The sequence below is a fragment of the Vibrio lentus genome, from assembly GCF_030409755.1.
GTDB classification, from domain to species: domain Bacteria; phylum Pseudomonadota; class Gammaproteobacteria; order Enterobacterales; family Vibrionaceae; genus Vibrio; species Vibrio lentus.
This window is the reverse complement of sequence record NZ_JAUFQE010000002.1, coordinates 3026771-3040560: the sequence shown is the minus strand read 5'-3', so window position 1 is coordinate 3040560 and position 13790 is coordinate 3026771. Positions and strand designations below refer to the sequence as shown.

The window sequence follows — 13790 nt, the reverse complement described above, 5'->3', positions numbered from 1 at the left end:
AAAAATGCAAAAAGGCGACCCTTAGGTCGCCTTTATCTCAGAGTCTATAATCTTATAAAAGATTAGCGACGCTGTTTTGTCAGTTCGATAACTCGTAACTGAGCAATGGCTTTAGCCAGTTCACCGGCCGCTTGTGCGAAGTCTATGTCGCCATGCTGATTTTGGATATTCTCCACAGCCTTGCGCTTAGCTTCTTCCGCCTTTGCTGCGTCTAGTTCTTCACCACGGATAGCCGTATCAGCCAGTACAGTCGCTGTACCAGGTTGAACTTCTACCATACCACCAGAAACATAAATGATTTCTTCGTGGCCGTGCTGCTTAACAATACGCACCATACCAGGCTTGATAGCGGTCAGCAGTGGAGTGTGACCATGGAAAATACCAAGCTCACCCTCACTACCGGTCACCTGAAACGTTTCAACAAGACCAGAGAAAAGTTGTTTCTCTGCGCTTACAACGTCTAGGTGAAAGGTTATTGCTGCCATATCGCCTCCTAGTTAGCCTTATAGCTTCTTAGCATTCTCAATAGCTTCGTCAATTGCACCACAGTACATGAACGCTTGCTCTGGAATGTCATCGTATTCACCAGATAGAAGACCTTGGAAGCCACGTAGAGTCTCTTTAAGAGGTACGTAAACGCCTGGGTCACCTGTAAATACTTCCGCTACGTGGTAAGGCTGAGTTAGGAACTTCTCAATCTTACGAGCACGAGATACGACTTGCTTATCTTCTTCAGATAGCTCATCCATACCTAGGATAGCAATGATATCTTTCAGCTCTTTATAGCGCTGAAGTGTAGACTGAACGCCACGAGCGATGTCGTAGTGTTCTTGTCCAACTACCAATGGATCCAGTTGACGTGAAGTAGAATCTAGCGGGTCGATCGCTGGGTATAGACCCATAGATGCGATATTACGGTTAAGTACTACCGTTGCATCTAAGTGAGCGAACGTTGTTGCTGGAGACGGGTCAGTCAAGTCATCCGCAGGTACGTATACCGCCTGTACAGACGTGATAGAACCAGCTTTAGTTGACGTGATACGCTCTTGTAGAACACCCATTTCTTCAGCTAGTGTAGGTTGGTAACCTACCGCAGAAGGCATACGACCTAGAAGTGCTGATACTTCAGTACCTGCTAGTGTGTAACGGTAGATGTTATCAACGAACAGTAGAACGTCACGACCTTCGTCACGGAAGCGTTCTGCCATTGTTAGACCAGTCAGTGCAACACGTAGACGGTTACCTGGTGGCTCGTTCATCTGACCGTAAACCATCGCTACTTTTGATTCTTCAGGTTTTTCGATGTTTACAACACCAGCTTCCTGCATCTCAAAGTAGAAATCGTTACCTTCACGAGTACGCTCACCTACACCTGCAAATACAGATAGGCCTGAGTGTTGAAGTGCGATGTTGTTGATAAGTTCCATCATGTTAACGGTCTTACCTACACCAGCACCACCGAATAGACCGATTTTACCACCCTTAGCGAATGGACAAATCAAGTCGATTACTTTAACACCAGTTTCTAGAAGAGAAGTCTCATTAGACTGCTCTTCGTAGCTTGGAGCTTCACGGTGAATTGCGTAATGCTCTTCAGCACCGATTTCACCACACTCATCAATTGCGTCACCTAGGACGTTCATGATACGACCAAGTGTCTTAGTACCTACTGGTACCGAGATTGGAGCGCCAGTATTTTCAACTGTCAAACCACGACGTAAACCATCAGAGCTACCCATTACGATTGCGCGTACTACGCCACCGCCAAGTTGTTGCTGAACTTCAAGAACTAGACGCTCTTTCACTTCATTAACATTCAGAGCATCGTATACACGAGGTACTTCGCCCTGTGGGAACTCTACGTCGACTACCGCACCAATGATCTGTACGATCTTACCTGTAGCCATCGTTAATCCTCTAACTATTTAGTTTTACCTAAGCTTAAACCGCAGCTGCGCCTGAAACGATCTCAGAAAGTTCTTGTGTAATCGCCGATTGACGGGCTTTGTTATACACAAGTTCTAAGTCATCAATAATGTCACCAGCGTTATCTGTTGCTGATTTCATTGCAATCATTCGAGCCGCTTGCTCACAAGCAAGATTCTCTACCACACCTTGATACACTTGAGATTCGACGTATCGAACTAATAGTGCATCTAGTAATGGTTTTGGCTCAGGCTCATAAATGTAGTCCCAAGCATGATCGCGTTTCATGTCTTCGCTGTCTGATTTAGGCAAAGGAAGTAATTGATCGATCGTTGGTTCTTGAACCATAGTGTTTTCAAATCTGTTAAACACTACGAACAGGCGATCCAATTCACCTTCATCATATTTCTTCAGCATAACGCTTACAGAGCCAATCAAGTCTTCAAGGCTTGGACGATCGCCCAGACCAGAAACTTGAGCTGCTACTTTCGCGCCGCTGTTATTGAAAAATGCTGTTGCTTTAGAACCTACAATTGCAAGCTCTACATCAGCACCTTTCTCAGACCAATCTTTCATGTCATTCATAGCTTTCTTGAACAAGTTAATGTTCAAACCACCACAAAGACCACGGTCTGTAGAAACGATGATGTAACCAACACGTTTGGCTTCACGTTCCTCAAGATAAGGATGCTTATACTCGAGGCTACCATTAGCCAAATGACCGATCACTTTACGCATTGTTTCTGCATATGGACGAGTAGCTTCCATTGCGTCTTGAGAACGACGCATTTTTGAAGCTGCTACCATTTCCATTGCTTTCGTAATCTTCTGTGTGCTTTTAACACTACCGATTTTATTACGTATCTCTTTTGCGCCGGCCATCGTTACTCTCCGTTAATGGTATGAGGTGGCCCTAAGACCACCTACCAATTACCAGGTCTGGGTTGCCTTGAAATCGTCAACAAGCTTCTTCAGCTCAGCTTCGATTTCTTTGTTGAAAGCACCCGTTGCGTCGATCTGTGTTGCTAGATCAGCGTATTGACCACGAGCAAACGACAGTAAAGCAGCTTCAAAATCTAGAACTTTAGAAAGTTCTACGTCTTGAAGGTATCCACGCTCTGCAGCGAAGATTACTAGAGCTTGGTCAAATACAGACATAGGAGCATATTGTTTCTGCTTCATCAGTTCTGTAACTTTTTGACCGTGGTCTAGTTGCTTTTTGGTCGCTTCATCAAGATCCGATGAGAACTGTGCAAATGCTGCAAGTTCACGGTATTGAGCTAGAGCAGTACGGATACCGCCAGATAGCTTCTTGATGATTTTAGTCTGCGCCGAACCACCTACACGAGAAACTGAGATACCAGGGTCAACAGCTGGACGTACGCCCGCGTTGAATAGTTCAGTTTGTAGGAAGATCTGACCATCAGTAATCGAGATTACGTTCGTTGGTACGAATGCAGATACGTCACCAGCTTGCGTTTCGATGATAGGTAGAGCAGTTAAAGAACCAGTCTTGCCTGTCACTTCACCGTTAGTGAACTTTTCTACGTATGCTTCGCTTACACGAGCAGCACGCTCTAGTAGACGAGAGTGAAGGTAGAAAACATCACCAGGGAACGCTTCACGGCCAGGTGGACGCTTAAGTAGTAGTGAAATTTGACGGTAAGCTACCGCTTGCTTAGATAGATCATCATAAACAATCAGTGCATCTTCGCCGCGATCACGGAAGTATTCACCCATCGCACAACCAGCATACGGTGCAAGGTATTGCAGCGCTGCAGATTCAGAAGCCGATGCAACAACAACAACAGTGTTAGCCAGTGCGCCGTGCTCTTCTAGTTTGCGAACTACGTTAGCAATAGTCGACGCTTTTTGGCCGATAGCTACGTAGATAGAGAAAATACCAGAGTCTTTCTGGTTGATAATCGCATCGATCGCCATTGCTGTTTTACCAGTCTGACGGTCACCGATTACTAGTTCACGTTGACCACGACCGATAGGGATCATTGAGTCAACTGACTTGTAACCAGTTTGAACAGGTTGATCTACCGATTTACGGTCGATTACACCTGGTGCGATAATTTCTACAGGCGAAGTTAATTTCGCTTCGATAGGACCTTTACCATCAATTGGCTCACCTAGCGTGTTTACAACACAACCAAGCATTTCAGGACCTACTGGTACTTCAAGAATACGACCAGTACCTGTAACTTTCATGCCTTCCTGTAGGTCAGCATACGGGCCCATTACAACAGCACCAACCGAATCACGGTTCAAGTTTAGTGCTAGCGCGTAACGGCCACCCGGTAGTTCGATCATTTCACCTTGCATCACGTCCGCTAGGCCGTGGATGCTAAGGATGCCATCGCTTACAGAAACGATAGTACCTTCATTGCGAGCTTCACTAACAACGTCGAAAGATTCAATACGTTGTTTAATTAGATCGCTAATTTCAGTGGAATTAAGTTGCATGCTCCAATCCCCATTAAGACTGCAATGCATCGCTCAGGCGGTCTAAACGACTGCGCGCTGAGTTATCGATGACTAGGTCTCCGGCTCGAATAATAACTCCACTAAGTAGAGTCTCATCTATACTGCAATTCAGCTGAACTTTGCGCGCTAGGCGCAGTTCCAATTTGCTGATGATGCTTGAACGTTGTTCTTCAGAAAGCTCAACGGCTGAAGTTACTTCAACGTCGATTTCTTTCTCATGCTCTTGTTTAAGCAATAAGAACTGTTTGCAAACATCAGGAAAGGCCATTAAACGACCATTCTCTGCCATCACTTTAATTAAGTTCTGACCGAATTCATCAAATTGTTCGCCACAAATTACAATGAATACTTCAGCTAACTTTTCAGCAGTCATAGAACTGCTTAATAAATTATGAACATCATCATTTTGTGCCACTTCGGCAGCAAAAGTAAGCATTTGACCCCATTGGTCTAGCTCACCTTTATCCACCGCAAAGTCAAACGCTGCTTTAGCATAGGGGCGTGCGATTGTAGTCAAATCAGACATATACAGCCCCTTGCTTTAAAGTTTTGCAGTAATGTTGTTAAGAAGATCATTGTGTACATCTTTATCGATAGTACGCTCAAGGATTTTCTCAGCACCAGCTATAGCCAGAGTTGCGACTTGTTTGCGCAGGTCATCACGGGCACGTGTGCGTTCAGCTTCAATTTCAGCTTCAGCTTGCGTTAAGATCTTCTGGCGTTCTGCCTGAGCCTCTTCGCGCGCTTCATCAATAATCTGAGCTTTACGTTTGTTTGCCTGATCAATAACCTCAGTTGCAGTGCGCTTCGCTTCCTTCATTTGCTCAGAAGCGTTGGCTTGTGCCAGGTTCAAGTCTTTAGCAGCGCGTTCAGCGGCTACAAGACCGTCAGCAATTTTTTTCTGACGTTCTTCAATTGCTTGCATAATTGGTGGCCATACATATTTCATGCAGAACCAAACAAACAGCGAAAAAGCAATTGCTTGACCTAACAGAGTTGCGTTCATATTCACAACAGCTACTCCTCGTTAAGAATCAACTACAAAAATTTAATTAACTATTGAGAGTTAATTAGCCTGCTAGCTGACTTACAAATGGGTTAGCAAACGTGAATAGTAGTGCGATTACGATACCGATCATTGGAACAGCATCCAGTAGACCAGCGATGATGAACATCTTAACTTGTAGCATTGGAGCCATTTCAGGTTGACGCGCAGCGCCTTCTAGGAATTTACCACCAAGAATAGCAAAACCAATTGCAGTACCTACGGCACAAAGACCAACAATGATAGCAACAGCGATTGCTGAAAAACTTAGTACAGTTTCCATTTACGTTCTCCGATTAACATTAATAGTTAGAATAAAGCTTAAAAATTTTTTTAGTGATCACTATCTTCATGGGCCATTGATAGATAAACGATTGTCAACATCATGAAAACAAACGCTTGAATCAAAATAACCAAGATATGGAAGATAGCCCAAGGTAGTGCACCTACCCATTGTAAGTACCACGGTAGCATTGCCGCGATAAGAATAAACACCACCTCACCCGCAAACATATTACCAAATAAACGCATACCTAGAGATAGTGGCTTCGCTAATAACGAAATTACCTCAAGTACCAAGTTAAATGGAATCATGATTGGGTGATTAAATGGATGCAGTGCCAATTCTTTAGCAAATCCGCCCAAGCCTTTCACTTTGATGCTGTAGTAGATCATCAGAGCAAAAACACCTAAAGCCATTGCCATTGTTATATTTACATCAGCTGTAGGAACCACTTTCAAGTAAGGGATACCTAGCCAATGCTCTGCAGGATACGGTAAGAAATCGATAGGCACTAAGTCCATCAAGTTCATTATGATAATCCAGCAGAATATAGTCAGTGCTAATGGAGCTACCAGAGGATTGCGGCCATGGAAAGTTTCTTTAACGTTGTCGCCAACGAATTCCACTACCATTTCAACAAAACACTGAAGCTTACCAGGTACACCTACTGTTGCTTTCTTAGCGACTGAGCGAAAAACCCAAAGGAATAACACCCCTGTCAGCACAGAAAAAAACAGACTGTCTATATGTACGTTCCAGAAACTTGTTTCCTCTACAAGACCAAACTTAGCTAAAGAAAGGTTTTGTAAATGGTGTTCAATGTATCCGGATGCTGTTGGCGCAGCCATAACTCATCCTATTTTTTATTGTTAATGAAAAGCACTGGCGCAAAGATATTAATACCTAGAACCAGTAAATAGGTCAGTTTGAGGGGAATTAATTCCACCTGCATATACATGTAGACAATAGAGAATAGTAAAACTGTGATTAAGATTTTGAGCACTTCACCAGCATAGAACGACGCCGCAACTAACTTAGTTGCGCGAGCTCCACAAAATAGGAAAGCACACACACAAAAAACTACATTCGCGATGACAAAAATACCGCCACCGATTAATGCAGCAAAACCCCAATCAGGATTAACAGCTAAACCTAACCCTATCGCCACTAATATAACCGCGCTAAGCTCGATCAATAACATTTGCTTTGCAAGCACTCGTCCTGGTCTTGCTAACGCCGCTACCATGTATTCGTTCCTCTTTAAGCCCACTTTACCACTCGCTTCAAAGCGTGCTGAGAAATTGGCGAAAATTATACGTTCAGCCAAATTGATTGCAATCACAATGCAGCAATCATTTACATTTTTGCATACAAACCGACAACTTTTGTACGAAATTACTTGTTTATTACATAATTGACCTAAATCAATTATCTCATTTAGTACTCTAGTTTAGCAATAAGTTGCTCTAATTTGTGAGGCTCATCAAGAGTAATTGTCACTTTTGACTTACCGCTAACAGAACGAGTAACTGAAACGTTTGCTTGCAATTTTTCCGTGAGTCTTCGTGAAAGTTCGATGGCTTCTTTGTCCTCGGGCTTCGATTCAGACTCAACCTCTGGTTTTAAGCACTTTTTGACGAGTTGCTCAGTTTGACGCACGGTCATTTGTTTGCTTGCCGCGGTGTTAGCCGCTTCTACCTGAACATCGCCTTCAAGTGCTAATAATGCACGAGCATGGCCCATTTCAAGCTGCTTTGACACGACCAACGCCTTTACCGGCTCAGCCAATTGGTTAAGACGCAGTAGGTTACTCACGGTTGCGCGAGATTTACCTATCACATCAGCTACCTTCTGGTGCGTCAGTTCAAATTCGTTCTGTAAACGTTCAAGAGCCTGCGCTTCCTCGATGACATTCAGGTCTTCACGCTGAATATTCTCGATCAATGCCATAGCAATAGCTGCCTTATCTGCAACTTTCTTAACTAGGCATGGAACCTGCTTAAGACCGGCTTGACGAGCGGCTCTCCAACGACGTTCACCAGCGATAATCTCAAACTGGTCCTGCGTTAAATGGCGCACAACAATCGGCTGAATAATGCCTTGAGATTGGATTGAAGCAGCCAACTCTTCTAGCGCTTCAGGCGCAATATCCTTACGCGGTTGATATACACCAGGCTTTAAACAACCAACAGCAATCTCGATCAGTTCTCCATCAGCAGACAAAGCCTGGCTATGAGAAGCAACTTGTTGTTTTTCACGAGCCAACGAGCTAGTTGCAAGCAATGCATCTAGCCCTTTTCCTAAACCACGCTTAGACATTGAGCGAATTCCTTTGGTTAGACTTATACTGGGACTTCTTCACGACGCAACATTTCGCCTGCAAGAGCAAGGTATGCTTTAGCACCTGCGGAATATTTGTCGTAGTACATTGCTGGCTTGCCATGACTTGGCGCTTCTGCCAGACGCACATTACGAGGGATCACAGTTCGGTAGACTTTATTACCGAAGTGTTTTTTGAGTTGATCAGAGACTTCATTCGATAAGCGGTTACGAGGATCATACATTGTACGTAGAAGACCTTCGATCTTCAGATCCTCGTTTACTACAGCTGCAAGTTTACTGATGGTATCCATCAATGCAGTCAAACCTTCTAAAGCAAAGTATTCACATTGCATAGGAACCAAAACGGAATCGGCCGCAGCCATCGCGTTGATTGTAAGAAGATTTAATGACGGCGGGCAATCAATAAAGATGAAATCATAGTTACTGCGAATGGATGCCAGCGCATTCTTTAGGCGAACTTCGCGAGCAAAGACTTCCATCAGTTTGATTTCTGCTGCCGTAACGTCACCGTTTGCGGCGATGAGATCGTAATTACCAGATGTACTTCGGCAAACTACCTCATCAAATGGGCTGTCTTCAACTAGCAAATCGTAAGCAGTTGCTTCAACCTGATATTTGTCGACACCACTCGCCATAGTGGCATTACCTTGAGGGTCGAGGTCAACAACCAATATCTTGCGTTTAGTTGCCGCCATTGATGCTGCTAAGTTAACACAAGTTGTTGTTTTTCCTACGCCACCTTTCTGGTTGGCAATTGCTACAATTCTACCCACTATGGCCTCGCTGATTATCCCTGACGCGATAAAGTAACTAAATGACGCTCTCCATCAAGCTCTGGCACTTGCAAAGCTTTGATGTCTGTCACTGAACACCATTCAGGTAACAGGTCGATTTCGTCTCTAGGATGTTGTCCCTTAAGAGCCAAAAATACACCGGATTGCTCTTTAGGTAAATGATGACACCACTCTACCATGTCTGTCATTGAAGCAAACGCACGGCTGAGCACTGCATCAAACTTTTCTTCTGGTTGAAATTCTTCAACACGGCTTTGTACTGGAACAACGTTATCGATGCCCAATTCATGAATCACTTGTTTAATAAAACGAATACGCTTGCCTAGGCTATCGAGCAAGTAAAACTCGCAGTCAGGGTTCATGATTGAGAGCGGAATCCCAGGAAGACCAGGGCCAGTACCTACATCAATAAAGCGCTTACCTTGTAAGTGAGTGCTAACAATGATGCTATCTAAGATATGTTTCACCATCATTTCTTGCGGGTCACGAACAGACGTTAAATTATAAGCCTTGTTCCATTTATTGAGTAACTCAACGTAGCCCACTAATTGGCCACGTTGTTTTTCCGATACTTCAAGTTCAGTCTGGCCAATCAGGTGATCCAGTTTTTCGCGTAATACGCTCATTATGCTTCCTCACCTTTTTTCAATAGGCCGTGCTTTTTCAGATAAACCAACAAAATCGAGATTGCAGCAGGCGTAATACCAGAGATACGCGACGCAATACCGATCGAGTCAGGTTTAGCGGTAGTTAGTTTTAGAACCACTTCGTTAGAAAGCCCTTTTACCTTGCTGTAATCGATGTCAGCCGGCAGTTTGGTGTTTTCATGACGCAGTGATTTTTCAATTTCATCTTGTTGGCGCTGGATATAGCCATCGTACTTAACTTGGATCTCAACTTGCTCTGAGGCTTGTTGATCTTCCAGTGCGGGACCGAAACGATCCAACGACGTTAGCTGTGAATAAGTCATTTCAGGACGACGAAGAAGATCTTCACCACTCGCTTCACGAGACATTGGTGTTTTAAGGATCTGGTTCAATTGATCAATATCTTCAGATTTTGGATTAATCCATGTTTCTTTAAGACGTTGACGCTCTTTCTCCATGTTTTCCATCTTCTCGTTGAATCGCGTCCAACGAGCATCGTCGACCAAGCCAAGTTCACGTGACTTTTCAGTCAAACGGATATCTGCGTTGTCTTCACGTAGCAACAAGCGGTATTCGGCGCGAGATGTAAACATGCGGTACGGTTCTTTGGTACCCATTGTCGACAAGTCATCGATAAGTACACCCATGTAAGCTTGATCGCGGCGTGGGCTCCAGCCCTCTTTGCCTTGCGTAAACAAACTCGCATTCAAACCGGCCATTAAGCCTTGTGCAGCAGCTTCTTCGTAACCAGTGGTGCCATTGATTTGCCCCGCAAAGAACAAACCCTTAATAAATTTGGTCTCGTAAGTCAGTTTAAGATCGCGAGGGTCAAAGAAATCGTACTCAATCGCGTAGCCAGGACGAACGATGTGTGCGTTCTCAAAACCTTTCATTGAGTGAACGATTTTTACCTGAACATCAAACGGCAAACTGGTTGAAATACCATTCGGGTATAACTCGTGCGTCGTTAGGCCTTCAGGCTCAATGAAAATTTGGTGACTGTTTTTATCAGCAAAACGCATCACTTTGTCTTCAATCGACGGACAGTAACGAGGGCCAATACCTTCAATCACACCTGCGTACATCGGGCTGCGATCAAGATTGGCACGAATAACGTCATGCGTATTTTCGTTAGTGTGCGTGATGTAACATGGAATCTGACGCGGCTGCTGAGCTCGGTTACCCATGAATGAGAAAACCGGAGTCGGATTATCGCCGTGTTGAACCTCAAGCTCAGAAAAATCAACGCTGCGTGCATCGATGCGAGGAGGTGTACCCGTTTTCAGGCGATCAACACGAAATGGAAGATCACGAAGACGGTCAGCAAGCGCGATCGATGGTGGATCACCCGCACGTCCACCCGATGAACTTTCCATACCAATATGGATCTTACCGCCTAGGAATGTGCCTACCGTTAAGACCACAGCGTTAGCGCGGAATTTGAGGCCCATTTGCGTAACCACACCCACCACTTGATCTTGTTCGTGCGACCTGAAGTCGTATGAAGCGTTGTTCACCGCTTAACGAGTGAACCGTCTGTATCACCAGATGAACCTACGAGCCTGAATAAAGCAGCGGCTCGGACAATGTAACGAAACTTGGCCGTTGGGCTGAGTGGGAAAAGAATCGTGAGAGGACGTTCCTCCTGAAAACCACAATTCAGGTAAGTGCTAGGGAGTCAGTATGATGAACGTATGTGAATCCATTCAAGGTGCGTTATATGATGAAGCAGCGGAAGTGGTTAATACGCTGTGGCCAAAAGGCAATGAGAGTTGGAAAGAGGTTGGACAGTACTTTTTCGTGGTCGCCGCACTCTCCGCACTATAGTGGGCATCTAACCTGACATTGCGCGACATACGGAACAGGGTAAGCCTGTATCACTCCCTTTGGGAAAGCCTTTGTGGCCGATAGTGATGCAGGTATAGGAGGTCGGAAAAAGCGAAAGCTACATTGTAATGATGCAGATACAGACTTATGTCTGATCACGAAAGTGAGCCCACTTCCGACTGGTCTCCCATTGCGAGAGAATTTGAAGAACTTTATTCAAGGAGAAAAGCAAATGATGGTCTCGAAAGAGATTAGTGCATCTTCTGACGGCGCTCAATGGCAGTCCATCGACTGGAAATCCGTTGAAGCGCACGTATTAAAGCTTCAAATGCGTATCGCAAAAGCAACTAGAGAAAAGAAATACGGTAAGGTGAAGTCTTTACAGTGGCTCTTGACTCATTCTCGTTCAGCCAAGCTTCTTGCGGTTAAACGAGTCTCTCAGAATAAAGGCAGTAAAACGTCTGGAATAGACGGTGTTATCTGGAACACAGATGCACGCCGTATGAAAGCAGTCAATCAACTGAGTCGCAAGGCTTACTCTGCAAAACCACTCAAACGTATCTACATTCCCAAAAAGAACGGTAAGCTCAGGCCATTAGGCATTCCATGCATGATTGATAGAGCGCAACAAGCTCTATACCTTCTTGCATTAGAGCCTGTGTCCGAAACGTTTGCCGACCTCAATAGCTATGGGTTTAGGCCAAATCGCAGCACGGCTGACGCGGTCAGTCAGTGCTTCAAATGTTTGGCTCTAAAGCGATCAGCGAAATGGGTTCTTGAGGGAGATATTAAAGCTTGCTTCGACAAAATCGGGCATGAATGGCTTATGAACAATATCACGGTAGATAAACGTATGTTAGAGCAATGGTTAAAGTCTGGCTATGTGGATAAGGGACTGTTCTACGATACCGATGAGGGTACACCTCAAGGTGGAATAATCTCTCCAACTTTGATGCTAATAACTCTCGCGGGAATAGAGCAACAAATAAAATCTACAGCCCTGAAAAAGGGTGCTAGGGCCAACTTTATCGGTTACGCGGATGATTTCGTGGTCACCTGCTCTTCAAAGGAGGTGCTAGTGAATGATATCAAACCGTTGATTGCTGACTTTCTGGCAGAAAGAGGGTTAACCCTCTCCGAAGAGAAAACGAAGATCACTCATATTGATGATGGCTTTGACTTTCTGGGCTTCAATCATAGGAAGTACAAAGGGAAATTGCTCATTAAACCGAGTAAATCCAACACGTTGTTATTCTTGAGAAATCTAAGAGAACTCATTAAAAAGCACGCAACCATCCCTGTTAATGACCTTATCAAATTGATAAATCCGAAACTCAGAGGATGGGCGAGTTACTATCGCCACTGTGTTGCCAAACAAGTATTCGGGTATGTCGGCCACAAAGTATTCCAAGCGCTATGGCACTGGGCAGTTAGACGTCATCCAACTAAGTCCAAAGACTGGATTGTTCACAAGTATTTTCTTAATCGTAAAGGCCAGTGGCAATTTCACGGTTGGCAGAAAATCATGAACATGGACTGTCACTTCAATCTGTTCCAAATAGCGAAAGTGCCCATCGAGCGACACGTAAAAATCAGGAGTGCAGCGACCCCTTTTGATCCTCAATACCAAGAATACTTGGCGAAGAGAAAACCCAAAAGGCTAGCCCGCAACTCTTGGAAAGAACCTGTCCCGACTGCGTTATAAGTTGCTGGGTATCAATGATGCCTTAGTGGAGGCTTGAGCCGTATGCAGTGAAAGTTGCACGTACGGTTCTTAGAGGGGCGGCACTTGGTAACAAGTGTCGTCTACTCGACAACGATCAAGTCATCAACCGACTGTTGGAACAGAGTTAGGTTTGGTGTGTTTTCAAGAACATTACGGACAAAGGCTTTGTAAAGTGCGCGGTCAGCTTGTGCACGAGTTGCACGTACCGCAGGGCCTTTTGATGCGTTTAATGTTCTGAACTGAATACCTGCATGATCAATAGCTTGCGCCATTAATCCACCCATAGCATCGACCTCTTTTACCAAGTGGCCCTTACCGATCCCGCCAATGGCTGGGTTGCAAGACATCTGTCCCAACGTATCGATATTATGAGTTAGTAATAACGTACTTTGACCAGTACGTGCAGATGCGAGTGCGGCTTCCGTTCCTGCATGGCCACCACCAACAACGATGACGTCAAATTTTTCGTGATAAAGCATGAACCGACCTCAGGTACTCAAACGTTTCTAGATTGATAAAAAGGAGCGATATTCTACCTGTTTTCATAGCTTGAGAAAACGTTTTTGGAATTTTTCGAGAAAGCTGTTTTTTATTAATATAGATAAGATCTTTAAAGAGATCTTTTATTAGATCTATTATTAGGATCGAGGGTATCTGTGGATAAGTCAAAAATGATCAACAAGATCATGGATCTTTTTTGGATCAA

The 13790-nt window shown here is 44.4% G+C and carries 15 protein-coding genes and 1 pseudogene; 2 read left to right on the top strand and 14 right to left on the bottom strand.

Going from position 1 to position 13790, the window contains the following annotated elements; translation table 11 throughout:
- Window positions 1-62: 62 nt before the first annotated feature.
- From QWZ07_RS22215 to mnmG, 13 genes are all read right to left on the bottom strand, one after another.
- On the bottom strand, window positions 63-485 hold the full coding sequence (locus tag QWZ07_RS22215) for a F0F1 ATP synthase subunit epsilon (protein ID WP_017107532.1): 423 nt from the start codon (window positions 483-485) through the stop codon (window positions 63-65).
- An 18-nt stretch (window positions 486-503) separates the two neighbouring features.
- Window positions 504-1907: a F0F1 ATP synthase subunit beta gene (gene atpD, locus QWZ07_RS22210; RefSeq protein WP_017107531.1), complete on the bottom strand. Its 1404-nt coding sequence runs from the start codon at window positions 1905-1907 to the stop codon at window positions 504-506.
- A 34-nt stretch (window positions 1908-1941) separates the two neighbouring features.
- A complete protein-coding gene (gene atpG / locus QWZ07_RS22205) occupies window positions 1942-2808 on the bottom strand; it encodes a F0F1 ATP synthase subunit gamma (protein ID WP_017107530.1) in 867 nt (288 codons plus the stop codon).
- A 48-nt stretch (window positions 2809-2856) separates the two neighbouring features.
- Window positions 2857-4398 (bottom strand): F0F1 ATP synthase subunit alpha, encoded by a 1542-nt coding sequence (gene atpA / locus QWZ07_RS22200; RefSeq protein WP_192854248.1) that lies wholly within the window; start codon window positions 4396-4398, stop codon window positions 2857-2859.
- Window positions 4399-4411: 13 nt separating this feature from the next.
- Window positions 4412-4945: a F0F1 ATP synthase subunit delta gene (atpH, locus tag QWZ07_RS22195; RefSeq protein ID WP_017107529.1), complete on the bottom strand. Its 534-nt coding sequence runs from the start codon at window positions 4943-4945 to the stop codon at window positions 4412-4414.
- A 15-nt stretch (window positions 4946-4960) separates the two neighbouring features.
- Complete coding sequence (atpF, locus tag QWZ07_RS22190; protein WP_017077303.1) at window positions 4961-5431, bottom strand: F0F1 ATP synthase subunit B; 471 nt, start codon at window positions 5429-5431, stop codon at window positions 4961-4963.
- 58 nt (window positions 5432-5489) lie between these two features.
- Window positions 5490-5747, bottom strand: coding sequence for a F0F1 ATP synthase subunit C (gene atpE / locus QWZ07_RS22185; protein ID WP_004735734.1), 258 nt, complete (start codon window positions 5745-5747; stop codon window positions 5490-5492).
- A 50-nt stretch (window positions 5748-5797) separates the two neighbouring features.
- The gene (atpB, locus tag QWZ07_RS22180; RefSeq protein WP_004735733.1) at window positions 5798-6595 is read right to left on the bottom strand and encodes a F0F1 ATP synthase subunit A; all 798 of its coding nucleotides are present in this window, start codon (window positions 6593-6595) and stop codon (window positions 5798-5800) included.
- 8 nt (window positions 6596-6603) lie between these two features.
- Window positions 6604-6993, bottom strand: coding sequence for a F0F1 ATP synthase subunit I (locus tag QWZ07_RS22175; protein WP_004735732.1), 390 nt, complete (start codon window positions 6991-6993; stop codon window positions 6604-6606).
- A gap of 191 nt (window positions 6994-7184) precedes the next feature.
- Window positions 7185-8066, bottom strand: coding sequence for a ParB/RepB/Spo0J family partition protein (locus tag QWZ07_RS22170; protein ID WP_017111745.1), 882 nt, complete (start codon window positions 8064-8066; stop codon window positions 7185-7187).
- 23 nt (window positions 8067-8089) lie between these two features.
- Window positions 8090-8863: a ParA family protein gene (locus tag QWZ07_RS22165; protein WP_017111746.1), complete on the bottom strand. Its 774-nt coding sequence runs from the start codon at window positions 8861-8863 to the stop codon at window positions 8090-8092.
- A 14-nt stretch (window positions 8864-8877) separates the two neighbouring features.
- A complete protein-coding gene (rsmG, locus tag QWZ07_RS22160) occupies window positions 8878-9510 on the bottom strand; it encodes a 16S rRNA (guanine(527)-N(7))-methyltransferase RsmG (protein ID WP_017107525.1) in 633 nt (210 codons plus the stop codon).
- A complete protein-coding gene (gene mnmG, locus QWZ07_RS22155) occupies window positions 9510-11048 on the bottom strand; it encodes a tRNA uridine-5-carboxymethylaminomethyl(34) synthesis enzyme MnmG (protein ID WP_390227739.1) in 1539 nt (512 codons plus the stop codon). Before mnmG ends, rsmG begins: the two co-directional genes overlap by 1 nt.
- A gap of 166 nt (window positions 11049-11214) precedes the next feature.
- Here mnmG and QWZ07_RS22150 point away from each other — a divergent pair, with 166 nt between their 5' ends.
- Window positions 11215-11358: a hypothetical protein gene (locus QWZ07_RS22150; RefSeq protein WP_192854745.1), complete on the top strand. Its 144-nt coding sequence runs from the start codon at window positions 11215-11217 to the stop codon at window positions 11356-11358.
- Between the two features lie 232 nt (window positions 11359-11590).
- The gene (gene ltrA / locus QWZ07_RS22145) at window positions 11591-13063 is read left to right on the top strand and encodes a group II intron reverse transcriptase/maturase (RefSeq protein ID WP_192854744.1); all 1473 of its coding nucleotides are present in this window, start codon (window positions 11591-11593) and stop codon (window positions 13061-13063) included.
- Between the two features lie 110 nt (window positions 13064-13173).
- Here the strand turns inward: ltrA and QWZ07_RS22140 are convergent.
- Window positions 13174-13563: pseudogene (locus QWZ07_RS22140) on the bottom strand (FAD-dependent oxidoreductase); the annotation flags it as partial.
- Window positions 13564-13790: the final 227 nt, after the last annotated feature.